The 22,692-nt window shown below is 66.6% G+C and carries 20 protein-coding genes; 14 read left to right on the plus strand and 6 right to left on the minus strand.

The genetic code is table 11. The features are described from left to right. Nucleotides 1–38: 38 nt before the first annotated feature. Both BHE75_RS11595 and BHE75_RS11600 read left to right on the plus strand, forming a co-directional pair. Nucleotides 39–2,306, plus strand: a complete 2,268-nt coding sequence (locus BHE75_RS11595) for a PAS domain-containing protein (RefSeq protein WP_438830621.1) — start codon at nt 39–41, stop codon at nt 2,304–2,306. 5 nt (nt 2,307–2,311) lie between these two features. Continuing rightward, the gene (locus BHE75_RS11600) at nt 2,312–2,671 is read left to right on the plus strand and encodes a YbaN family protein (RefSeq protein WP_070933960.1); all 360 of its coding nucleotides are present in this window, start codon (nt 2,312–2,314) and stop codon (nt 2,669–2,671) included. A gap of 15 nt (nt 2,672–2,686) precedes the next feature. On the opposite strand, the gene cofH is transcribed toward BHE75_RS11600, so the two are convergent. The 3 genes from cofH to pgi form a co-directional block, all read right to left on the minus strand. Continuing rightward, nucleotides 2,687–5,608 (minus strand): 5-amino-6-(D-ribitylamino)uracil--L-tyrosine 4-hydroxyphenyl transferase CofH, encoded by a 2,922-nt coding sequence (gene cofH / locus BHE75_RS11605; protein ID WP_070933961.1) that lies wholly within the window; start codon nt 5,606–5,608, stop codon nt 2,687–2,689. A gap of 49 nt (nt 5,609–5,657) precedes the next feature. Continuing rightward, nucleotides 5,658–7,004, minus strand: coding sequence for a glutathione-disulfide reductase (gene gor / locus BHE75_RS11610; RefSeq protein ID WP_015456991.1), 1,347 nt, complete (start codon nt 7,002–7,004; stop codon nt 5,658–5,660). Between the two features lie 86 nt (nt 7,005–7,090). Then, complete coding sequence (pgi, locus tag BHE75_RS11615; RefSeq protein WP_084653143.1) at nt 7,091–8,593, minus strand: glucose-6-phosphate isomerase; 1,503 nt, start codon at nt 8,591–8,593, stop codon at nt 7,091–7,093. A gap of 200 nt (nt 8,594–8,793) precedes the next feature. Between pgi and lepB the strand changes: the two genes are divergently transcribed. Both lepB and BHE75_RS11625 read left to right on the plus strand, forming a co-directional pair. Next, complete coding sequence (gene lepB / locus BHE75_RS11620) at nt 8,794–9,576, plus strand: signal peptidase I (RefSeq protein ID WP_070933962.1); 783 nt, start codon at nt 8,794–8,796, stop codon at nt 9,574–9,576. An 88-nt stretch (nt 9,577–9,664) separates the two neighbouring features. Beyond that, the gene (locus BHE75_RS11625) at nt 9,665–11,242 is read left to right on the plus strand and encodes a sensor domain-containing diguanylate cyclase (RefSeq protein ID WP_070933963.1); all 1,578 of its coding nucleotides are present in this window, start codon (nt 9,665–9,667) and stop codon (nt 11,240–11,242) included. On the opposite strand, the gene BHE75_RS24080 is transcribed toward BHE75_RS11625, so the two are convergent. The 3 genes from BHE75_RS24080 to BHE75_RS11635 all read right to left on the minus strand — a co-directional run bounded on the left by BHE75_RS24080 (nt 11,191) and on the right by BHE75_RS11635 (nt 13,881). Next, nucleotides 11,191–11,472 carry a hypothetical protein gene (locus BHE75_RS24080; RefSeq protein ID WP_139181712.1) on the minus strand — a complete coding sequence of 94 codons (282 nt, stop codon included), beginning with the start codon at nt 11,470–11,472 and terminating at the stop codon, nt 11,191–11,193. The genes BHE75_RS11625 and BHE75_RS24080 overlap by 52 nt on opposite strands. A gap of 109 nt (nt 11,473–11,581) precedes the next feature. Continuing rightward, nucleotides 11,582–12,943, minus strand: a complete 1,362-nt coding sequence (locus tag BHE75_RS11630; protein ID WP_051128687.1) for a DEAD/DEAH box helicase — start codon at nt 12,941–12,943, stop codon at nt 11,582–11,584. Between the two features lie 212 nt (nt 12,944–13,155). After that, nucleotides 13,156–13,881: an aspartyl/asparaginyl beta-hydroxylase domain-containing protein gene (locus BHE75_RS11635; protein ID WP_070935783.1), complete on the minus strand. Its 726-nt coding sequence runs from the start codon at nt 13,879–13,881 to the stop codon at nt 13,156–13,158. Between the two features lie 265 nt (nt 13,882–14,146). On the opposite strand from BHE75_RS11635, the gene BHE75_RS11640 reads away from it, so the two are divergent. The 10 genes from BHE75_RS11640 (at nt 14,147) to BHE75_RS11685 (ending at nt 22,605) form a co-directional block, all read left to right on the plus strand. Then, the gene (locus BHE75_RS11640; protein ID WP_070933964.1) at nt 14,147–15,460 is read left to right on the plus strand and encodes a M20/M25/M40 family metallo-hydrolase; all 1,314 of its coding nucleotides are present in this window, start codon (nt 14,147–14,149) and stop codon (nt 15,458–15,460) included. A gap of 50 nt (nt 15,461–15,510) precedes the next feature. Beyond that, a complete protein-coding gene (locus tag BHE75_RS11645) occupies nt 15,511–16,083 on the plus strand; it encodes a NifU family protein (RefSeq protein ID WP_070933965.1) in 573 nt (190 codons plus the stop codon). A 37-nt stretch (nt 16,084–16,120) separates the two neighbouring features. Continuing rightward, nucleotides 16,121–16,711 (plus strand): malonic semialdehyde reductase, encoded by a 591-nt coding sequence (locus BHE75_RS11650; RefSeq protein WP_015457000.1) that lies wholly within the window; start codon nt 16,121–16,123, stop codon nt 16,709–16,711. Nucleotides 16,712–16,715: 4 nt separating this feature from the next. Continuing rightward, entirely contained in the window at nt 16,716–17,333 is a 618-nt protein-coding gene (tsaB, locus tag BHE75_RS11655; protein ID WP_070933966.1) for a tRNA (adenosine(37)-N6)-threonylcarbamoyltransferase complex dimerization subunit type 1 TsaB, read from the plus strand. Next, a complete protein-coding gene (rimI, locus tag BHE75_RS11660; protein ID WP_015457002.1) occupies nt 17,330–17,821 on the plus strand; it encodes a ribosomal protein S18-alanine N-acetyltransferase in 492 nt (163 codons plus the stop codon). The genes tsaB and rimI overlap by 4 nt, the downstream gene beginning before the upstream one ends. Nucleotides 17,822–17,934: 113 nt before the next feature. Continuing rightward, on the plus strand, nt 17,935–18,348 hold the full coding sequence (locus BHE75_RS11665) for a MucR family transcriptional regulator (protein WP_015457003.1): 414 nt from the start codon (nt 17,935–17,937) through the stop codon (nt 18,346–18,348). A gap of 232 nt (nt 18,349–18,580) precedes the next feature. Further along, entirely contained in the window at nt 18,581–19,003 is a 423-nt protein-coding gene (locus tag BHE75_RS11670; protein WP_015457004.1) for a Fur family transcriptional regulator, read from the plus strand. A 19-nt stretch (nt 19,004–19,022) separates the two neighbouring features. Beyond that, nucleotides 19,023–19,766 (plus strand): lysophospholipid acyltransferase family protein, encoded by a 744-nt coding sequence (locus tag BHE75_RS11675; RefSeq protein WP_070933967.1) that lies wholly within the window; start codon nt 19,023–19,025, stop codon nt 19,764–19,766. Then, nucleotides 19,763–21,091: a tRNA (N6-isopentenyl adenosine(37)-C2)-methylthiotransferase MiaB gene (miaB, locus tag BHE75_RS11680; RefSeq protein WP_070933968.1), complete on the plus strand. Its 1,329-nt coding sequence runs from the start codon at nt 19,763–19,765 to the stop codon at nt 21,089–21,091. Before BHE75_RS11675 ends, miaB begins: the two co-directional genes overlap by 4 nt. A gap of 161 nt (nt 21,092–21,252) precedes the next feature. Beyond that, nucleotides 21,253–22,605, plus strand: coding sequence for a cytochrome B6 (locus BHE75_RS11685; protein ID WP_070933969.1), 1,353 nt, complete (start codon nt 21,253–21,255; stop codon nt 22,603–22,605). Nucleotides 22,606–22,692 lie beyond the last annotated feature (87 nt).

The following is a 22,692-nucleotide window of genomic DNA, read 5'->3' on the forward strand; positions in this document are numbered from 1 at the left end:
GCATCGCCGTCGATATGGCGCTGGCTTCCCCGATAGCGATGGCGATCACCTGGGGCTCGGATTTCCGCATGGTCTACAATCAGGCCTATGCCCAGATCGCCGGCCCCCGCCATCCCGCCGCCATGGGCAAGCCTGCGCGGGAGGTATGGCCCGAAGTCTGGGAGGAGTGGAACCGGCCCGTCCTCGCCCGCGTCCGCGCCGGCGAATCCATCGCCGCGCGGGACCAGCGGATGCTGCTGGGCAAGGATCCGGCGACGGAGGAACGTTGGTTCGATGCCTTCTATTCCCCCTTGCGCGGCCCGGACGGCGGCGAAGGCGGCACGCTGTGCATCGCGATCGAATGCACCGGGCGCAAGCGGGCCGAGGGCGCCCTGAAAGCCAGCGAACATCAGCTGCGCACCGTCGCCGCCGCCGTTCCCCACCAGATATGGGTCACCGACGCGGATGGCCATTTCCGCTGGTTCAACACGCGGGTCTACGACTTCGTCGGCGAGGAACCCGATGTCGAACTCAACGATCAATGGATGGATTTCGTCCATCCCGACGATATCGGGGATCTGACCGCAGCCTGGCAAAAATCGCTGACCACGGAAACCCGGTTCGAACATTCCTATCGCCTGCGCTCTCCTAACAGCGGCTATCGCTGGCACCTGGCCCGCGCCGTACCGACGCGGGAAGCGGATGGCGAGGTGCGCTGGATCGGCACCAACACCGATATTCACGACCAGCGCGGCGAGGCCGATGCCCTGCTCGCCCGCAATGCCGCGCTGGAGCATCGAGTCGCGCTGCGCACCCAGGAACGGGACAGGATCTGGAACGTCTCGCGCGATCTGCTGCTGGTGGCCGATCAGGACGGGCTGTGGCTTGCGATCAACCCGGCTTGGACGGCGACGCTGGGCTGGGACGAAGCCCAGTTGCTGGGCCGCGAGGCGATCGATCTCGTGCATCCCGACGACAGGCCGGCCACGCGGGACGAGCTCAAGCGCCTGGCGCGGGGCGAGGCGACCGGCCGTTTCGAGAACCGCCTGCGCGCCCGGGACGGCAGCTATCGGGTGATCTCCTGGACGGCGGCGGCCGTCGACGATCTTCTATATTGCGTGGCGCGGGACATCACGGCGGAGCGCGAGGCCGCGCAGGCATTGGCGGAGGCGGAGGCAGCGCTGCGCCAGGCCCAGAAGATGGAGATGATCGGCCAGCTTACCGGCGGCATCGCCCATGATTTCAACAATCTGATCCAGGGGATCAGCGGGTCGCTCGATATCGTCCGGCGCAGGCTGGCCGAGGGCCGCCTCGACGATATCGAACGCTTCCTCGTCGGCGCCGTGGAATCCGCCGAGCGTGCCGGCGCCCTCACCCACCGGCTGCTGGCCTTCGCCCGGCGCCAGCCGCTCGATCCCCGCCCCACCCGCGCCAACGGGCTGATCGAATCCATGCGCGACCTGCTGGGGCGGACGCTGGGGGAAAGGATCAGCCTGGAATATGATCTTGCGCCCGGATTGTGGCGGGNGCGGTGCGATCCCAACCAGCTTGAAGGCGCCTTGCTGAACCTCGCCATCAACGGGCGGGATGCGATGCCCGATGGCGGCACGCTGACCATCGCCACGGCCAACCTTGCCGCCGGCACGGCCGCGCAATCGCTGCCGCCGGATCTCGCCCCAGGCGATTATGTGCGCATCGCCGTAAGCGATACCGGCACCGGCATGGCGCCGGATGTGATCGCGCGGGCGTTCGAACCCTTCTTCACCACCAAGCCGATCGGCCAGGGAACGGGGCTGGGCCTCGCCAGTATCTATGGTTTCGCGCGCCAGTCCAAAGGCGAGGTCGCGATCGAGAGCGAACTTGGCAGGGGCACGACGGTGGCCCTCTATTTGCCTCGTCACATGGGTGCGGACGACGCCGCTTCGGACACCGCATCCGGCGATATGGCGATCACCGGGCAGGGTGAGACGATCCTGGTGATCGAGGATGAGCCCGTCGTCCGGGCGCTCATCGTCGAGCTGCTCGACGATCTCGGCTATTGCACGCTCGCGGCCGACGATGCCGAGCCGGGGCTGGAACTGCTCCGTTCCGGCGCCCCGATCGACCTGATGATCACCGATATCGGCCTGCCGGGGATGGACGGCCGCGATCTCGGCCGCATCGCGCGCGAAATGCGCCCCGGCCTGCCCATCCTCTACATGACCGGTTACGCCGACACCGCAACCGATGCGGACGATATCGCGGAGGAAGGCACCGCCCTCATCACCAAGCCGTTCGGCGGGCCGCTGCTGGCCGATCGGGTGGCGGCGATGCTGCGCCGCGCCTGAAGATCATGTTCCGACGGAGGATATATCTGGCGGCGGGCCTGCTTGCCTTGGGCGCGGGAACGGCCGGCATCTTCCTGCCGCTGCTGCCCACCGTGCCCTTTTACATCCTCGCCGCCTTCTGCTTCGGCCGCAGCAATCCGGCCTGGGAGGCGCGGCTGCTCGATCATCCCCGCTTCGGCCCGCATATCCGCGCCTGGCGGGAACATGGGGCGATCAGCATCAGGGCCAAGGCGTGGGCGCTGACCATGCTCACCGTCAGCGCCGTGATCGGGCTCACCTTCCTCAAATGGCCATGGTCCTTATTCCCGGCGGTCGCCGCCTTATGCAGCGGCGCCTGGATATGGACCCGTCCATCCCGCAGCTAGAAAGCACCCCGCCGCTCATTCGGCGGCGATGCAGGCTTCTTCCGGTTCGGCGCGCCCGTAAAGCGTCGTCCGCCGTATCGGCGTCCGCCCCAGCGACGCCGCCATCGCCCGCATGTCCGCCGCCGTCATCTCCTGGCCGTGGGTGGCGCCGGCGGCGCGGGTGATGCTTTCGTTCATCAGAGTCCCGCCCAGATCGTTGGCGCCGGCCCGCAGCGCCGCGCGCATGCCTTCGCGGCCCATCTTCACCCAGGAAGCCTGGATATTGTCGAATCCCAGCACCAGCCGCGAAACCGCATGCATCAGCACCGCCTCGCGCGCGGTCGGTCCCGGCCGCGCGGCGCCCCTGCGGTAGATCGGCGCCTCGTGCGCCACGAAGGCCAGCGGCACGAATTCGGTGAAGCCCCCCGTGCGCAGCTGAAGGTCGCGGATCGCGGCGAGATGGATCGCCCAGTCGCGATAATCGTCGACATGGCCGAACATGATGGTCGCGGTCGTCCGGATGCCCTGGAGATGGGCGGTCTCGATCACTTCCAGCCATTCCCCGGTGGAAAGCTTGTCCGGGCACAGGATGGCGCGGACGGGATCGTGCAGGATTTCCGCCGCCGTTCCCGGCAGGCTGCCCAGCCCCTCGTCGCGCAGCATGGCCAGATAGTCCGGCAGCTTCATGCCCAGCGTCGATGCGCCATGGCTGATCTCCAGCGGGGAGAAGGCGTGGACGTGCATGGCTGGATCGGCGCGCTTCACCGTGCGGACGATCTCCAGATAGGTCTCGCCCGTGAAGCTCGGGTGGATGCCGCCCTGCAGGCACACCTCGGTGCCGCCGCGATCGCGCGCCTCGGTCACGCGTGCGGCAATCTCCGCCATGTCCAGCAGATAGGCCGCCTCATTGCCCGCAGCCTTGCGATTGCCCTTTGAAAAGGCACAGAAATTACAGCGATAGCTGCAGATGTTCGTATAGTTGATGTTGCGGTTGACCACATAGGTGGCGGCATCGCCCACCGCCCTCGCCCGCAGATGATCCGCGGCCTCGCAAACGCGGTGATAGTCATTTCCCCGCGCCGCGAACAAGGCGGCGATATCGTCGGCTGCGAACGACGCCCACTCGCCGCCCAGCGCCGCATCCACCATTTTCGCGATCCGGGTGCGGCCGCTTCCCACGCGCGGGACGGACGCCATCGTCTCCGACCGGCCGGCCCGCCAGCCGCTTTCGCGGCCCAGCCCGACGGCGTCGCTATGCTCCAGAACGGGACGCCGCATCGCGGGATCGAGCCAGCGTGCGGCATCGCGGGCATAGGCCGGATAGATGGTGAGCCGTTCGGCCAGCACCTTGCCGCCGGCGGCCGTCGCCGCGCGCAGCCGCTCGATCTCGGGCCAGGGCGCCTCGGGGTTCACATGGTCCGGGGTCAGCGGCGAAACCCCGCCCCAGTCGTTGATCCCCGCCTCGATCAGCCGGGGCAGATCGGTGGGCGCAAGATTGGGCGGCGCCTGGATGCTCATGTCCGGCCCCAGCATCAGCCGGGCGACGGCGATGGTCCAGAGCAGCTCGTCCGCCTCGGCGGCGGGCGCATTCGCCATCTTCGTGCCCGGCTTGGGCAGGAAGTTCTGGACGATCACTTCCTGAAGATGCCCGTGGCGCACGTGCAGCGCACGCAACGCCGCAATCGCCTCGATCCTTTCGGCGCGCGTCTCGCCGATGCCGATCAATATGCCCGAGGTGAAGGGCACGGCCTGCCGCCCGGCCGCCTCGATCGTCGCCAGCCGCAGGGCCGGCACCTTGTCCGGCGATCCATGGTGCGGCCCGCCCGGTTCGCCCAGACGATCGGCGATCGTCTCCAGCATCAGCCCCATGGAGGCGGAGACCGGGCGCAGCGCGGCAATCTCCTCGTCGGTCATGCAGCCGGCATTGATGTGCGGCAACAGCCCGGTCTGGTCGCGCACCGCCGCCGCGACATGGGCGACATAATCGAGCGTGCTGGAAAATCCGTTGGCGTCCAGCCACTCGTGCGCGGCGGCGTAGCGAAGCTCCGGCTTCTCGCCCAGCGTGAACAGCGCCTCCCGGCAGCCCATGGCGGCGCCGCGCTTCGCGATCTCCACCGCTTCCGTCACCGCCATATAGGGGCTTTCCAGCCGGCGCGGCGTCTTGGCGAAGGTGCAGTAATGGCACACGTCGCGGCACAGCATCGTCAGCGGCAGGAACACCTTGGGCGAATAGGTGACGATATCGCCATGGCCCTGGTCGCGGAGCTTGCCCGCCGCCGCCGCCAACTCGCCGGGGTCGGCCGCCAGCAACGCCGCCGCCTCATACTGGGCCAGCAGGGGCGCCAGCGGATGATCGCGCCCCGCCAGCGCGCCCGCCGCGACAGCAAGGTCGATGGCGCGATCGACATCGAGCCCGATCGCATCATCGACAAATGCCGCCGCATCGGGCGCGGCATCGCGATGGCGGGCGAAGCTGTCCGGCCCGAAGGCGGGAGGAACGATCCGATCCGCGGGCATCAGCAGCAGGTTGGTCCCGTCACCCGCCGCGCACGGCGCGATCAGCGGCCCCTGCCCCGTGCGATAACGGCCGACGATGCGATCGATGGCGGCATCGTCGATCAGGGCAAGATCGGCGGGAACCAGCGCGATATGCCGCGCACCCAGCGCAAGCGCCCGATCGATGCCGGCCGCCATCGCCGCATTCAGGCCTTCGCCCGCATCGGCCACCGCCACCGCACCGGCTGCCTGCGCCGCCCCGGCCATCCGCGCATCGCCGGTGACGGCGATCACCCCAGCGAAATGCCGGCTGCTCGCAAGCGTCGCGATCACATGGCTCGCCATGGCGAGGACGAAATCCGCCCTGTCGCCACCCAGCACCTCCGCCAGCCGGCTCTTGGCCTCCGCCAGTCGCTTGACGGGCACCACCGCCCAGATTCCGCCTTCGCCCAGCAACGCCATGTCCCGTTCCAGATCGTCCCACCGGGGTAGATGCCCGTCCGGGGAACGCCTATTTCATAAGCACCAGTTCTTCGGACATAGAAGGATGAAGGGCCACAGTTTCGTCGAACGCCTGCTTGGTCAGCCCCGCCTTCACCGCCACGGCGGCCGCCTGCAATATCTCCGGCGCATCCGGCCCGATCATGTGGAGGCCCAGCACCTTCCCGTTTTCGGGGTGCACGATCATCTTGTAGAGCGCGCGTTCGTTGCGGTTGGCCAGCACATTCTTCATCGGCCGGAAATCCGACGTGTAGATCTTGGCATTGCCGAACTTGTTGCGCGCCTGCGCCTCGGTGAGGCCGACGCCGGCCAGCGGCGGGTGGCTGAACACGGCTGATGGAATGCACCCATAGTCCACCGTGGTCGGCTTGCCGCCGAACTGGGTGTCGGCGAAGGCCTGCCCTTCGCGGATCGCCACGGGGGTGAGCTGCACCCGATCGGTGACGTCGCCGACGGCGAAGATGCTGTCGCAGGAGGAGCGGCTATGCTCGTCCACCTTCACCGCGCCGCGCTCGTTCAATTCGACGCCGGCATTCTCCAGGCCGAGCCCGCTGGTATGGGGCGTCCGGCCTATGGCATAGAGCAGCACGTCGCACGGGATGGGATCGCAACCGGTGACATGCACCAGCAATGATCCATCCGCCGCCTTCTCCACCTTTTGGAACGCGGCGTTGAACCGGAACTCGATCCCCTTCGCCATCGATATCTGCAGCAGGCGATCGCGGATCTGCTCGTCATAGCCACGCAGGATCTGGTCCGAACGGTTGATCAGCGTCACCTGCGATCCGAATTCGTGGAAGATGCCGGCGAATTCGTTGGCGATATAGCCCGCGCCCGCGATCACGATGCGGCGGGGCAGCGCTTCCAGGTGGAAGACCTCGTTGGAAGTGATGCCCAGTTCCGCGCCGGGACAATCGGGAATGGTGGGCCATGCGCCCGTGGCGATCAGTATCTTGTCCGCCGTCACCGTGCGGCCGGATGCCAGCAGCACCTCGTGGGGGCCGGCCACGGTCGCTCGTTCGCGGACGATCTCGACATTATTGTTGTTCAGCGTGTTTTCGTAGAGGCCGTTCAGCCGGTCGACTTCGGAAAGCACGTTATCGCGCAAGGTCGGCCAGTCGAACCGGCAATCGGGCACCTCCCAGCCGAAACGCCGGGCGTCCTGGAGGTCCTCGGCGAAATGCGCGCCGTAGACGAGCAGCTTCTTGGGCACGCATCCGCGGATCACGCAGGTGCCGCCGACCCGATATTCCTCCGCCACCGCCACCCTGGCGCCGTGCGCCGCCGCCACGCGCGAAGCCCGCACGCCGCCCGAACCGGCGCCGATGACGAAAAGGTCATAATCGTAACTGGCCATATATGCTCCGCAGGATCGCTTTCCGACAGGAGATAGGCAGCCGCCGGCCCGAAGGCCAACGGCTTGTCCCTATCGCTCTGATCGCCTTAGCCGAATGCGCGGGCGATCAGCGCCCGGGTCGAAGGATCGAAACGGTCGGTCCCTTCGGTTTCGATCGATTTGGCGATCTCCTTGCCCAGCTCCACGCCGAACTGGTCGAAGGGGTTGATGCCCAGCAGCGCCGCGTTGGCGAACACACGATGCTCGTAGAAGGCGATCAGCGCGCCAAGCCGGGCGGGATCGACGCTGTCGAGCAATATGGTGGTGGACGGCCGGTCGCCCGGATAGGCGCGGGCGGGATCCTCGCTCGCCTTGCCCGCCATCAGCGCGGCCCCTTGCGCGAAGGCGTTGGTCAGCAGCGCGCGGTGATGGGCCTCGTCCAGCGCATCCCCCGGCTCGATCGAGGCGATGAATTCCACCGGCACCAAATGCGTGCCCTGATGGAGAAGCTGGAACACCGCGTGCTGGGCGTCGGTGCCCACGCCGCCCCAGGTGATCGGTGCGGTGGGATGGTCCACCGGCTTGCCGTCGGCGCGGACCCGCTTGCCGTTCGATTCCATTTCCAGCTGCTGGAGGTAGGACGGCAGCAGCCGCAGCCGCTCGTCATAAGCGAACACGGCCCGCGTCTCCGCCTGCCGGATGGCGGCGTAATAAAGGTCCACGAACGCGGCCAGCAGCGGCGCATTGCGCTCCGGCGGGGCCAGGCGGAAGTGCCGGTCCATGGCGGCGGCGCCTTCCAGCAGCGTCTCGAACGCATCCCAGCCGAGGGCCAGCGCCGCCGGAAAACCGATCGAGGACCAGAGCGAATAGCGCCCGCCGACGCTTTCGGCGAAGGGCAGCACGCGCGTCTCGTCCACGCCCCATTCCACCGCGCGCTCGGGCGCGGCGGTCAGCGCCACAACCTGGCCATAGGGGTCCTCCACGCCCGCTTCCGCCAGCCAGGCCAGCGCGCTGGCCGCGTTCAGCATCGTCTCGGTGGTCGCCGAGGCCTTGGAGGCGATCACCACCAGCGTCGCCGCCGGATCGAAGCGGCGGAACACGGCTTCCAGCGCCGCGCCGTCGACATTGGATACGATGGCGACGTCATAGCGCCCCGAATCCCGGCCCAGCGCATCGACCAGCAGGTCCGGCCCCAGCGCCGATCCGCCGATGCCGATGTGCAGCACGTGCCGGATCGGTCCCAGCGCGTCCGCCTCGATCGCATCGATCAGCGCCCGCATCCGGGCGTGGAAATGCCGGGCGCGGGCCACGCTTTCGGGGGCGCCCTGCCCCCGTTCGGCCGGATGCTCCGCCGCCCGTCCCTCGGTGACGTTGACGGCAGCGCCGCTGAACAGCGCCTCGCGGGCCTTGGCGAAGCCGGCGGCATCCGCCAGCGCGATGAAGCGATCGATCAGCCCGGCATCGAGATGCGTCTTGGAAAAATCGAAATGCAGGCCGCCTTCATCGATCGTCAGCCGCGAAAGGCGATCGGGCTCGGCCTGGAACAGCTCCGTCAGGCCGGGCCGCGCCGCTTCCTGAATTGCCTGCCACGCCTTTACCGTATCGACCATAGGGATCATCTCCTTGCGAGCGCCGGATCGATACAGGCTGCGGCACCGCGCCGCCACCGCTTTCGGCGCCCAGGGCCGCCGATCGACGGCGAGATTGACCGCTTGACCGGAAGCCTGCCGCGCAGCACACCCGCGACATGCCAGACAGCGCTTCCGACTCCAGCCCCCGAGCATCCAAGCAAAAGTCGCCGGGCGGGATCATGGAGAATATCCGTTTTCTCCTCACCCTGCTGATCCTGGCTGTACTGTTGCGAAGCCTGGTGGTGGCGCCGTTCAACATTCCATCGGAATCGATGCTGCCCAGGTTGCTGGTGGGCGACTATCTGTTCGTCGCCAAATGGCCCTACGGCTATTCGCGCTACAGCTTCCCGTTCGGCCTGGCGCCGATCGACGGGCGTATCCCGTCCGGCGCGCCCGATCGCGGCGACGTGGTCGTCTTCAAGACGCCGTCGGACAACAGCACCGATTATATCAAGCGCGTGATCGGCCTGCCGGGCGACATCATCCAGATCAGGGGCGGGCAGATCATCCTGAACGGCACGCCGGTGCCGCGGGTCCGCGTCGCCGACTTCATCGATCCGGTCACGCCCAACAGCCCCTGCCGCCCCGAACCGGGCCTCAACATCGTCGAGGAAACGGCGACCGACGGCAGTCGCATCTGCCGCTACCAGCGCTATCGCGAAACGCTGCCCAACGGCCGCAGCTATGACGTGCTCGATCTCGGCAACGTGCCCTTTGCGGACGATACGCCCACCTACGTCGTGCCCCAGGGCCATTATTTCCTGATGGGCGACAATCGCGATCGTTCGGCGGACAGCCGCTATCCCGCGCAGGTGGATGGCGCGATCGGCATGGTTCCCAGCGAAAATATCGTCGGCCGGGCGCTGGTGATGTTCTTTTCCACGGATGGCAGCGCCGAATGGCTGAAGCCGTGGACATGGCCGGGCGCCGTGCGCTGGTCCCGCCTCGGCGGAGGCTTCTGAAAGGATGGCGGCCCTGCCCTTGCGGTTAAGCAGGCGCTAACCTCGCCGGGTTAACGTAGGCGGAATCCAAAGGGAGTATTCCGTCGCCATGGCTGGCGAGGAACAAAGGGAAGTGGACGAAACCGGCGCAGCCAAGACGGGCATGATCGGCCATGCCGATGCCCTTCGGCGCGTCAGCGGCGAGTTTGCGGATACGGCGCTCGAAACGGATTTCGCGCAGGAACGGCTGCCCGAAACGCTGCGCTATGCCCGGCTGCTGATGCTGGGCTCCATGGTGCTCAACACCCTGTTCCTGGCCAGCGACTGGCGCTTCCACGGCACCGCGCATTTCTGGGTGGCGGTGCCGGCGAGGCTCGTCACCATCCTGCTCGCCCTCGCCTGCTTCCTCGCGCTGCGCCGGGTTTCCACGCCGCGCGGGGCCACGCTGGTCATGGTCGCCTGGATGGTGGCGAACGCGCTGGCGGTGATGCTGCTGGTCACTTCGCACAGCCGGATCGCGCTGTTCGTCGTCATCATGCTGCCGCTCATCTACTATCTCGTCGTGCCCGGCCGCTTCTGGGCCGTCGCGGCCTGCGGCATCGCCTGCAGCCTGCTGATGTATCTGGGCTATGGCGAATATCGCGCCTCGCCCACCACGGCGGGCGGCCTCGCGCTGGCCCTGTTGATGCTCAACAGCGCGCTCATCATCGTCATATCGCGATCCAACCGGCTGGAGCGGCTGCAATGGATCGCCATGCGTTCGGAACGGCGCATCGCGGCCGAGCTCGATCTCAGCCGCGAGACGCTTGCCCGCATGTTCGCGGCCAGCCCCATCCCGATGGTCATCACCGATCGGGAAACCGGCAAGGTGGTGGATGCCAACGACAGCTATCGCGAGCTTCTGGGCACCGATCCCATGGCCGGCCCCGGAACGCTCGAGCCCTTCTACGTCACGCCCGGGGATCGCCAGCGCCTGCTGGCGATGATCGACCGGGACGACAAGTTCGGCGATACCGAAATGCAGATCAGGACGGCGGATGGATCGCTGCGCACGGTGATCGTGAAGGCCAATGCGGTATCCACCCCGCACGGCCGCCGGATCATGGCGGGCATCATCGACATTTCCGATCGCAAGGCCGTGGAGCTAAGCCTGGAATGGCTGGCCTCCACCGATACGCTGACCGGTCTGCCCAACCGCCACAGCTTCCTCGCCACCGCGCGCGCGGCGATCGCCGCCGCCGAACAGACGGGCGTTCCCCTTGCGCTGCTGATGGTCGATCTCGACCATTTCAAGCGGATCAACGATGGCTGGGGGCATCAGATGGGCGACTGCGCCCTCCGGGCCTTCGCAACATTGTGCCTGGAGCATCTGCGGGACGACGACATCATCGGCCGCCTCGGCGGCGAGGAATTCGGCATATTGCTGCCCGGCTGCGATGCGGAGGCCGCCCTCGCCGCCGCCGGGCGCCTGCGGCAGGCGATCGCCGGGATCATCGTCGATCCGCTGATCAGCGACGGGCCGCGCCTGTCCGCCAGCATCGGCGTGACGATCGTCGCCCAAGGCGAAAGCGATCTGGAAAAGGCCATCGGCCGGGCGGACAAGGCGCTCTACGAAGCGAAGCGGATGGGCCGCAACTATGTCGTCCTCGATCCGCTTCTGGAAATCCCGTCCGCAAGACCGCACTGACGCGGGCTCAAAGCCCCGGGGCGCTGGCTTTCGATCGCCTCGCGGATCATCGCGCGGGTGCGTTCTATCCGGGGATTGGCGCTGCGCCGCCGGACGATCTCGATCGCGGCCTCCAGCGCGGGTTCCACGATGCGGCGCGCCTTGGCCGCCGGCAGGTAGATATTTTCGCCGCGGGCGGCATCGCTCAGGGCGGCGGCGGCTGCGTGCAGAACTTCGTCACTGATTGCCACGAAACCCTCCTTCGCCCAATCAGCCGCCCATCGCGGAAAGTGGGGCCTGCGCTACAGGATCGCAAGCCCCTTCCGTCGGTTAGCAGCCCAATGCCGCGTGCAGCGGCCCTCAGCGCCCGCCCGTCTTGCGGACGGCGCCGGCATGGCGGCCGACGCTGCCCGAACGGCGCGGCGGGAAGCGGCGCTGCCGCTCGCCGGTGGCCGGGCGCTCGCCGTCATGACGGCGCGGCTGGCGATCGCCCCGCCCGTCGGAAGGCTGCGACGCCGCCGGCTTGGGCAGCTTCGCCTTCTCGGCGATGAAGTTTTCCGGCAGCGGCTGGATTTCCATCTTCACCCGCGTCAGCTTCTCGATGGCCCGCTGATAGGGCCGCTCGTCGTCGGCGATGAAGGCGATGGCGATGCCCGCCGCGCCGGCGCGCGCGGTGCGGCCGATGCGGTGGACATATTGTTCCGGCACGTTCGGCAGCTCGAAGTTGAAGACGTGGCTCACGCCGCCGACGTCGATGCCGCGCGCGGCGATATCCGTCGCCACCAGGATCTTGATCTCGCCCTTGCGGAAGGCGCCCAGCGCACGTTCGCGCTGGGGCTGGCTCTTATTGCCGTGGATCGCCTCGCAGCCGATGCCGGCGGCCTTCAGATGCTTCACCACCCGGTCCGCGCCATGCTTGGTGCGGGTGAAGACCAGCGCGCGATCGATCGGCTCGCTGCGGATGCGCAGGGTAAGCAGCGCCTGCTTCTCCGCCTGGTTGACGAAGGTGGCGAACTGCTCGACCCGCTCGGCGGTGGTCGATTGCGGCGCTACCGAAACCTTCACCGGATCGCTCAGGAAACGATCGCCCAGCTCGGCGATCGCCTTGGGCATGGTGGCGGAGAAGAACAGGCTCTGGCGCTTCTTGGGCAGGAGCTGGTCGATGCGCTTCAGCGCGTGGATGAAGCCCAGGTCCAGCATCTGATCGGCCTCGTCGAGCACGAAGATCTCGACATTCTTCAGGCTCAGCGCGCGCTGGTCGATCAGGTCGAGCAGCCGGCCTGGCGTGGCGACGAGGATGTCGACGCCCGCCTGAAGCTGGCGGATCTGCCGGTTGATCGGCACGCCGCCGAACACGGTCGCCACCGAAAGGCGCAGGAACTTGCCATAGGCGACGAAGCTGTCGGCGATCTGGCTCGCCAGCTCGCGGGTCGGCGAAAGCACCAGCATCCGGCAGCCCTGCGGCGGGCGGTGCTTGGGGTTGCTGGCAAGGATGGCGAGCGACGGCAGGGCGAACGCGGCGGTCTTGCCGGTGCCGGTCTGGGCGATGCCGCACAGGTCGCGCCCGTCCAGCAGCGGCGGGATCGCCTTCAGCTGGATCGGCGTGGGATTGGAATAATTCTTGGCGGCAAGCGCCTTCAGGATCGGCTCGGGAAGGCCAAGATCGGTGAACTGGGTCAAGTATATAACTTTCGAATGCGGCCAGCGCCCACGACGCTTCATGGCGTGCGGACGGCAAGCGGGTTCGGATGACGACCCGCGTGAAAAGGGAAGCCTCAGGCTAGGGCGTCTCGAGGNAAGGAACCGGCCTGCCATTTGGAAGCGGCAGGAGATCACGCTGCTCCGATCCGGGCATGCGGGCTTGCCGCCTGCCGACGCTGCGTGCCACATAAGGCAGCCGGCGGCTTAAAGCAAGCGCCGGGCGCAGGCGCCCCCTACTCCGCCGCCGCCTGCTTCGCCCCGGCGCGCCTTTGTTCGGACCATTGGGTGATGCCGCGCCGGGCCTCCTGCACGAAGCGCGATCGCCGCACCCCTTCCAGGAACAGCCCGCCCACGATCTTGCCGATCACCCCCACCGGCCGGCGGAACTGCACCAGCAGGACGATGCGCGTCTCATCCGTATCGTTCTGCACCTCATGTTCGAACACGTCGTCGAACACCAAAGCCTTGCCTTCCTCCCAGCTCAGCCACTGGTCCACCACGCGCATCCGGCACTTGTCCTTCTCGCGCGGCACCTGGATGCCGAGGTGGCAGGTAAGGAAAGCCTTGGTCACCCCGGTATGGGTGGGAATGCGGGTGTTGGGCACGAGGATCGAGAAGAAGGCCGAATTCAGCCCCGGCACCTTCGACACCAGCTCGGTCGTGCGCGGGCAGGCCCGGCAATTATTCTCCTCGCGATAGCCGTAGCCGATCAGGAAGAAGGATCGCCAGCGCCCGGCGGGGGCGATGCGGCGGTGATCGGGTGAAACCGAAGCCAGCGGCGGCACCTCCTCAAGGTCCTGAAGCGCGGCTGCGGCCTCCGCCCGGATCTCCTCCCAATGCGCCTCCAGCATCTCGACCCAGGCGAACTCGCTGCGATCGAAAACCGGCCTGTCGCCGATCTTCGAGGATCGCGCGATCCAGCGGTTGGTGATCGGCTGCATGCGCTTGCCGAAGCGCATGATAAGGGGTTTCTTGGGAACCAGCGCCGAACTGGGCGCCAGGCGCGCATTGATATCGTCGGGAATGTCGGTCCGGCCGGTTGCCGCTTGCTCTTTCCCGTTGCTGATCGAATTCACAAATGCCCTCGACGGTTGTGAAATATTGCCCCTCGCCCATCGCCTGGTTAGCCGCGATCGCCGCCCTTCGCCAGCCCGTCCTGCCTCTCCATTTGCTCGCCGCGCCTGTCGCTGTATGTCTGGACGATCCTATCCGGGGGAATCGCAGATGCCTTCCAATTCCTTGATTTACGTGTCGCTTCTGGTGTCCGCCATGCTGCCGCACGCGGCGCAGGCGCGGCTCTCGCCGGCGGAATCGAGGATGGTGGAGACGGTCCGTTCGGAACAGGACCGGTCGATCGCGCTTCTGGAACGGCTGGTGAACGTCAACTCCGGCACCATGAACCTCGCCGGCGTCGAAAAGGTCGGGCAGATGATGCGGGCCGAGCTTGAGCCGCTGGGCTTCGATGTCCGGTGGGTGCCGATGGCGGCTGTCGGTCGCGCGGGCCATATCGTCGCCATCCACAAGGGAGACGGCAAGGGCAAGCGTCTCCTCCTCATCGGCCATCTCGATACGGTTTTCGAACAGCATTCCCCATTCCAGACGTTCGTCCGCAAGGGCGACAAGGCCGAAGGCCCCGGCGCGGGGGACGACAAGGGCGGCATGGTGGTGATGCTCGCCGCGCTCCGGGCGATGCAGGCGGCCGGCACGCTCAAGGCCGCCGATATCGAGATCGTCCTTACCGGCGACGAGGAAGATGCCGGCAGCCCCGTGGAAACGGCGCGCGCCGCCCTCGTCGAAGCGGGAAAGCGCGCCGACGTGGCGCTCGATTTCGAAGGGCTGGTGCGCGACGGCGGGCGCGACATGGGCTCGATCGCGCGCCGCTCCTCCTATAGCTGGACGATCACCGCCACCGGCAGGACCGGCCATTCCAGCCTGATCTTCACGCCCCAATATGGCGATGGCGCCGCCAATGAGCTGGCCCGGATCGTCACCGCCTTCCGCCAGGAGCTGCCCGAACCCAACCTAACCTTCAATGTGGGCCTGATCGCGGCCGGGGCCAATGCCTCGATCGAAGCGGATGGCGCGCGGGCCAGCGCATCGGGCAAGACCAACATCATCCCGGCCATCGCCATCGCCAGGGGCGATTTCCGCACCCTGACCAACGACCAGACGCTCCGTGTCCGCCAGAAGATGGAGGCGATCGTCGCGCGGCATGCCCCGGGCACGGATGCGAAGATCGAGTTCGAGGAAGGTTACCCCTCGATGGCCCCCACCGCCGGCAACCGCGCCGTGCTGGCGAGCCTCAACGGCGTCAACCGCGATCTCGGCCTGCCGGAAATGCCGGAGCTCGATCCCCTCAAGCGCGGCGCGGGGGACATCTCCTTCGTCGCCGGCGATGTCGATGGGCTGGCGGGCCTCGGTCCCTACAGCACTGGCGATCATGCACCGGGCGAAGCCGTCGATCTGCCCAGCATTTCCACCCAGGCGCAGCGCGCGGCGATATTGATGTCCCGGCTCAGCCGCGAACCGCGCAAGTAAAGCCGCCTTTCGCCCTTGATCGGCGGCGCCATCCGCCCCAAATGCGAACCATGCTGATCGAAACCGAAACGACGCCGAATCCCGCCACGCTCAAGTTCCTGCCCGGACAGGCGGTGATGACGGCGGGCACCCGCGATTTCGCCGATGCGGATGAAGCCGCGGCCTCGCCGCTGGCGTCCGCGCTGTTCAGCCTCGGCGATGTCACCGGCGTCTTCTTGGGGCGCGATTTCGTGTCCGTCACGGCGGCGCCAGGCGTCGACTGGCGCGATCTCAAGCCGCAGGTGCTTTCCGTCCTGCTCGATCACTTCTCCAGCGGATCGCCGCTGTTCGCGCCCGGCTCCGCCGCCGAAATCCTCGTGCCGGCGGACGAAAGCTTCGCCGAAAACCCGGAGGACGCCGATATCGTCGCCCAGATCAAGGATCTGATCGATACGCGCGTCCGCCCCGCCGTTGCGCGCGACGGCGGCGACATCGCCTATCGCGGCTTCGATCGCGGCGTGGTCTATCTCGCCATGCACGGCGCCTGTTCCGGCTGCCCGTCCTCGACGGCCACGCTCAAACAGGGCATCGAAACGCTGCTGAAGCATTATGTGCCGGAAGTGACCGAAGTCCGCGCCGCCTGATTTTCCGCGTCCATGTTCAACATTCAAAGGGGTTCATATGGCTGAGAAGCTTTCGGAGGAGGGCCTCGACCTCCTCTTTCGCAAGGCGCGTTCCTACAATGGCTATCTGGATCGTCCCGTCAGCGAAGATCAGCTTCACGCCATCTGGGATCTGGTGAAATGGGGGCCGACCTCGGCCAACATGCTTCCCGCCCGCATCGTCTGGTGCGTCAGCCAGGAATCGAAGGACAAGCTTGCCGCGCTGGCCAGCGGCACCAACGGCCCGAAAATCCAGAGCGCGCCCGTCACCGCGATCATCGGCATGGACATGGAATTTTACGAACATCTCCCCCGGCTTTTCCCGCACGCCGATGCGCGTAGCTGGTTCGCCGGCAATGACGCCCTGATCGAGGCTTCCGCCTTCCGCAACTCCTCGCTCCAGGGCGGCTATTTCATCATGGCGGCGCGCGCGCTGGGGCTGGATACCGGCCCGATGTCCGGTTTCGACAATGCCGCCGTGGACGCCGCGTTCTTCGCCGGCACCAAGGTGAAGTCCAACTTCATCTCCACGCTGGGCTATGGCGATCCCGCGACGATCTTCGATCGATCGCCGCGCCCTGATTTCAAGGATTTCAACAAGATCGTCTGATTCGATGGCACGGCCCGGCAGGGAATTGGTGATCGAGACCGCGACGGCCGCCTGCTCGGTCGCGCTGGTCGAGGATGGCGTCGTCATCGCCGCGCTTCACGAAACGGTGGGGCGCGGCCATGCCGAACGGCTGATCCCGATGATCGCCGAGCTTCCCGGAGCGGGCCGTGCGGATGTGATTCGCGTCGATTGCGGTCCCGGCAGCTTCACCGGCATCCGGGTGGGCCTGGCCGCCGCCCGCGCGCTCGGCCTCGGCTGGGGCGTGCCGGTGTCGGGCTTCTCCTCGCTTTCCCTCATCGCCGCGGCCGTTGCCGATCCGCCCGCAACGCTGGCCGTCGCCATCGGCGGCGGGCATGGCGAATTATTCGTCCAGCGTTTCCGCACCGCCCCCCTGCAACCGATCGAGCCCGTCTTTTCGGCCCGGCCGGAGGCTGCGGCCCGGATCGGCGAGGCGCTGGTGGTCGGGGGTGGCGCGGATGCGCTCGTTTCAGCCCGGGGATCGGGCGAGGCGCGCGACGTCGAGGCGAATGCCGCGAACATCGCCCGCCTGCAGGACGAGCTGGTCGCCTTGCCGCCCCACCCCATCTATGTCCGCGCCCCCGATGCGCGGCCGCCGGATTGACGGGCCTGTCCACCAGGGCCGGGGGCGTGCTGCTCCGCGAGGGCGGCGCGCAGGACATCGCCGCGGTCATGACCGTCATGGACGCGGCCTTCGACAAGCAGTTCGGCGAGGCATGGAACGCCCAGCAATGCCTGGGCATCCTCGGGCTTCCCGGCGTCTGGCTGACGATCGCTTCGATCGGCGAGGATGCCGTCGGCTTTGCGCTGTCCCGCGTCATATTGGACGAGGCGGAACTGCTGCTGCTCGGCGTCTCGCCCCGCTTCCGCCGTCGAGGTATCGGCCAGGCACTGCTTGACGCCACGATGGAAAATGCGCGCCATCGCGGAGTGAACCATCTTCACCTTGAAGTCCGCCAGGGCAATCCCGCAATTTCTCTCTACGAACGCAACGGATTTTCAGAGGTAGGAAGGCGTGCTGATTATTATCGCGGCGCAGACGGCAGCCTATTCGACGCGTTCAGCCTGACGCGATCATTACGGCGAGATTGATTACAAAGGAATTTCGTCGAAAACGAGTTGCATTTCCGTTTCAGGCAATTCAATGCGATCCCATGGCCGGCACGAACGGATCGGCCGAATAATCATTGCCAAGGGTTCGCGAAATGAACGAAGACGCCGGTCTCACCGAGACCCTCATCACGCTCACCGCCGATATCGTGTCCGCACATGTGAGCAACAACAGCGTTGCGGTGTCGGATCTTCCGGCGCTCATCCAGAACGTCCACAATGCGCTGGCCAATCTTGGCGGTGAAGCAGCCGAACCCGAAGTGAAGCAGGAACCGGCGGTTTCGGTGCGCGCATCGGTGAAGCCCGACTACATCGTCTGCCTCGAGGACGGCAAGAAGCTGAAGATGCTGAAGCGCCACCTGATGACCCACTATCAGATGACGCCGGAACAGTATCGCGCCAAGTGGAACCTCCCGGCCGACTATCCGATGGTCGCCCCCAATTATGCCGAACAGCGCCGCACCCTGGCGAAGAAGATCGGTCTGGGCACCAAGCGCCGCAAGCGCTGATCCCGGCGATCCGCATGGCAAGGGGCCGGAGCGGGCGACAAGCCTCCTCCGGCCTTTTTGTTGGTGCCGAAGGGTGTTGCCCGCCCTTCCCCCTCGCGCCAAAAATGTCTAGAGCGGATATGCTTTACGAGGGCCGATCGGTTTCGTCCCGCGCCGGACATTCGGTGCGCGGCGATATGCCCGGCCTGCCCATCATCGCCCGCGCGGCGATATGCAGTGTCCAAGAGGAATCATGACGCGGAAGATCGATGTTGAAGCGCTCTGCGCCGAAAAAGGGCTTCGCATCACCGAGCAGCGCCGCGTGATCGCGCGCGTTCTTTCCGAGGCGGAGGATCATCCCGATGTCGAGGCGCTGCACGCGCGCGCTTCGGCGATCGATCCCGGCATTTCGATCGCCACTGTTTATCGGACGGTGCGCCTGTTCGAGGAAGCCGGCATTCTCGAACGGCACGATTTCGGCGACGGGCGCGCGCGCTATGAGGCCGCGGCCGAAACCCATCACGATCACTTGATCGATGTCGAAACCGGCAAGGTGATCGAATTCGTCGATCCGGAACTGGAGGAGCTTCAGCGCAAGATCGCGACCAAGCTCGGCTTCCGGCTGGTCGATCACCGGATGGAACTTTACGGCGTATCGCTGGATCGTCCGCACTGACGGCATCCGCCCGCCGCGCATGACGTTCCGGCTGCAGCGCCGCCTCGCCCTTGCGGCTGGGAGCCTTATCCTCAGCCTGCCCGGCCATGCGGTGCATCGCATCGTTGGCCATCCTTCGCCCTGGGTCCGGCGCTTCCTGTGGCTAGCGGGTCGATCCTTCGGGCTAAGGACCCGGATCGCCGGCACGCCCGTCCGCGATCATGTGCTCTACGTCGCCAATCACGTCTCCTGGCTGGATATTCTGGCGCTGGGCGGGGCGACCGGCGCCGCCTTCGTTTCGAAGGATGATGTCGCCGGCTGGCCGGTCGTCGGCTGGCTGGCGCGCGAAGGCGGCACCATCTTCATCAGCCGCGCCGATCGCGCCGGGGTGAAGGGACAGGCCGATGCGCTCGGCGCTGCGCTTGCCACCGGCAGGCCGGCGGCGTTGTTTCCGGAAGGGACGACCGGGAACGGCCGCGAGCTTCTGCCTTTCCGCGCTTCCTTGCTCGCCTCGCTCGATCGCGCGCCGCCCCATGTCGTGGTGCAGCCCGTGGCGATCGATTACGGCCCGGCGGCCGCCCGCCTCGCCTGGACGGATGGAGAGGCCGCAGGCGCCAATGCCCGGCGCGTCCTCGGCACGGCGGGTTCGCGTGGCGTCACCTTGCGCTTCCTCGATCCGATCGATCCCCGGCTGGGCCGGAAGGCCGTGGCGCAGGCCGCGCAGGCCGCGATCCAGGCGGCGCTTTTGGAAAGCGGCGCCTTGGTCTATAGCGCCGCGCCATGAACAAGCCCGCCCCCAAGACCTTCCACGTCAAGTCGTTCGGATGTCAGATGAACGTCTATGACGGCGCGCGCATGGCCGAACTGCTCGAGGCCGAGGGGCTGAGCGCGGCCACCGGCGCGGACGAGGCCGATCTCGTCGTCCTCAACACCTGCCATATCCGTGAAAAGGCGGCGGAAAAGGTCTATTCCGATATCGGCCGCCTGCGTCGTGACGACGGCAGCAGCCCGATGATCGCGGTCGCCGGCTGTGTCGCCCAGGCCGAGGGCGCGGAAATTCCCCGCCGCGCGCCCAGCGTCGATATCGTCGTCGGCCCCCAGGCCTATCACCGCCTGCCCGATCTCGTGCGCGAGGCGCAGAAGGGCGGCCGCGGCGCGCGCGCCGTCGATACGGACATGCCCGCCGAATCCAAGTTCGATGCCCTGCCCGCGCGGCGCAGGCAGGGGCCGACGGCCTTCCTCACCGTGCAGGAGGGGTGCGACAAGTTCTGCACCTATTGCGTGGTCCCTTATACGCGCGGCGGCGAGGTATCCCGCCCGTGGCAGGCCGTGGTCGACGAGGCGAAGGCTCTGGTCGATGCCGGCGCGCGGGAGATCACCCTGCTCGGCCAGAATGTGAACGCCTGGGAAGGCGAGGATGAGGCCGGTCGTGTCCAGGGCCTCGGTGGGCTGATCCGCGCGCTGGATCGCCTGCCCGGCCTCGACCGCATCCGTTATACCACCAGTCATCCCAACGACATGCGGGACGATCTTGTGAACGCGCATAAGGATGTGGCGTCGCTGATGCCCTTCCTTCACCTGCCCGTGCAGGCCGGCAGCGATCGCATCCTGAAGGCGATGAACCGCAGCCATACGGTGGAAAGCTATCTGCGCCAGATCGATCGCGTGCGCGCGGCGCGGCCCGACATCGCCATCTCGGGTGATTTCATCGTCGGCTTTCCCGGTGAGACGGAGGAGGATTTCGCGGCCACGCTCGCGCTTGTCGCGCGGGTCGAGCATGCCCAGGCCTTCTCCTTCAAATATTCCCCCCGCCCCGGCACGCCCGCCGCGACGATGGGAGATCAGGTCGCGGCGGAGGTGATGGACGATCGGCTGCAGCGGCTCCAGGCCCTGCTCAACAAGCAGCAGCATGATTTCAACCAGGCCAAGCTGGGTATTCGGACCCAGGTGCTGATCGAGCGTGACGGCAAGAAATCCGGCCAGCGGATCGGCAAGTCGCCCTGGCTGCAATCGGTGATCGTCGAAGATGGTCCCGCGATCGGCTCGCTCGTCGATGTCGACATAATAGCCGCGGGGCCGAACAGCCTCACGGGTGCTATTGCATCCTAATTGCAATCGAACGGATAAAACTTCCGCTCTGCAGCATCGGTCTCGGCATGGATTGATCGATCTCGTGATTTAGAGATATCGATGAGTCCGCATTGACAAGCGATCGAACTAAGTATTTCTTCTGTACCAGTACCTCGTGTCTATAACAGGGAGAGACACGCATGGGCCGGAAATCCAAGCGCCTTCTTTCGGTGGCCGCGCTCCTTGCCGGGGCGGGGCTGATGATTGCTGCCACCAACGAAAGCTTCGCCGATCTCGTCAACAGGCTCCAGCGCGAAAAGCCGACCTTCGCCAAGCGACAGTCGGACCTGCTGGCCGCGCGTTACGATCTTTCCAATCGCCCGGCGCCCGGCGTCACCATGTCGAAAGGCAAGGCGATCCAGGCCGGCGTGCGCGTCCGCCTGCCTGCGGGCGTGAGCTGGGATCAGCTGGCGAGCCTTTCGCCGGAGGAGATACGCGACCGCGATCTGTGGCCGGCGGGCTTCTATCCCCTGCCCCACCCGCACCACGAAGCGGGCGGCATGATCTTCCCGCAGCCCACGATCGACGAGACCAAGCGGCAGACGCAGCGCGATCTGACCCGTTTCGATCTGGATTATGATCTGCCGCAGCACATGCTGCCGGAATTTCCGGCACCCATTTACCTCACCACACGGCCCGATCTTGGCGACGTATCGAAGGGCCAGCTGGTAACGTTGGCCAATTATTACGGCATCTTCAAGGACGTGCTCAACCCGAAGCAGCTGGAGGGCCTGCGCCTGCTGGTCACGCCCTTCCCGCAACAGCAGTTCAACCAGACGGAAGATCGCCGCGCGCTGACCGCCAATCAGGGCGTCGCCTGCTTCGATTGCCACACCAACGGCCACACCAACGCCGCCACCCACACCGTGGGCGACATCCGCCCGAACGAGCATCGCCATCGCATCGACACCCCGTCGCTGCGCGGCGTCAACGTCCAGCGCCTCTTCGGCTCGCAGCGCGCGCTCAAGACGGTCGAGGACTTCACCGAGTTCGAGCAGCGCGCCGCTTATTTCGACGGCGATCAGGTTACGGCGGCCATGAAGGGCGTGAACCCGCTGGAACGCGGCAGCCAGGTCCACTTCATGAGCGAATTCCAGTCGATCCTGGATTTCCCGCCGGCGCCCAAGCTCGACGTGTTCGGCAAGCTCATCCCCGCCAAGGCGACGGAGAGCGAGCTGCGCGGCGAGGCTGTGTTCAATGGCAAGGGCAAATGCGCCGTTTGCCATAGCGGCCCCTATTTCACCGATAATCTGATGCACAATCTCCAGGTCGAACGCTTCTTCAAGCCGAAGATGATCAACGGCCGCCTCGCTTCGGCCGACGGGCCGATCAAGACCTTCACCCTGCGCGGCATCAAGGATTCGCCGCCCTATCTCCACGATGATCGGCTGATGACGCTCGACGATACGGTGGAATTCTTCAACATCGTGCTGGGGACCAGGCTGACGACGGAAGAAAAGAAGGATCTGGTCGCCTATCTTTACACCCTCTGAACCCCCGGAGGGTTTCGCGGGTCGCAAAGGTGATGCGCCGCTGCATCGGTCGGGATGCAGCGGCGCATCGTCTTAACAGGCCCATTG

Origin of the sequence: Edaphosphingomonas haloaromaticamans, from assembly GCF_001853345.1 — a bacterium.
GTDB lineage: Bacteria > Pseudomonadota > Alphaproteobacteria > Sphingomonadales > Sphingomonadaceae > Sphingomonas_E > Sphingomonas_E fennica.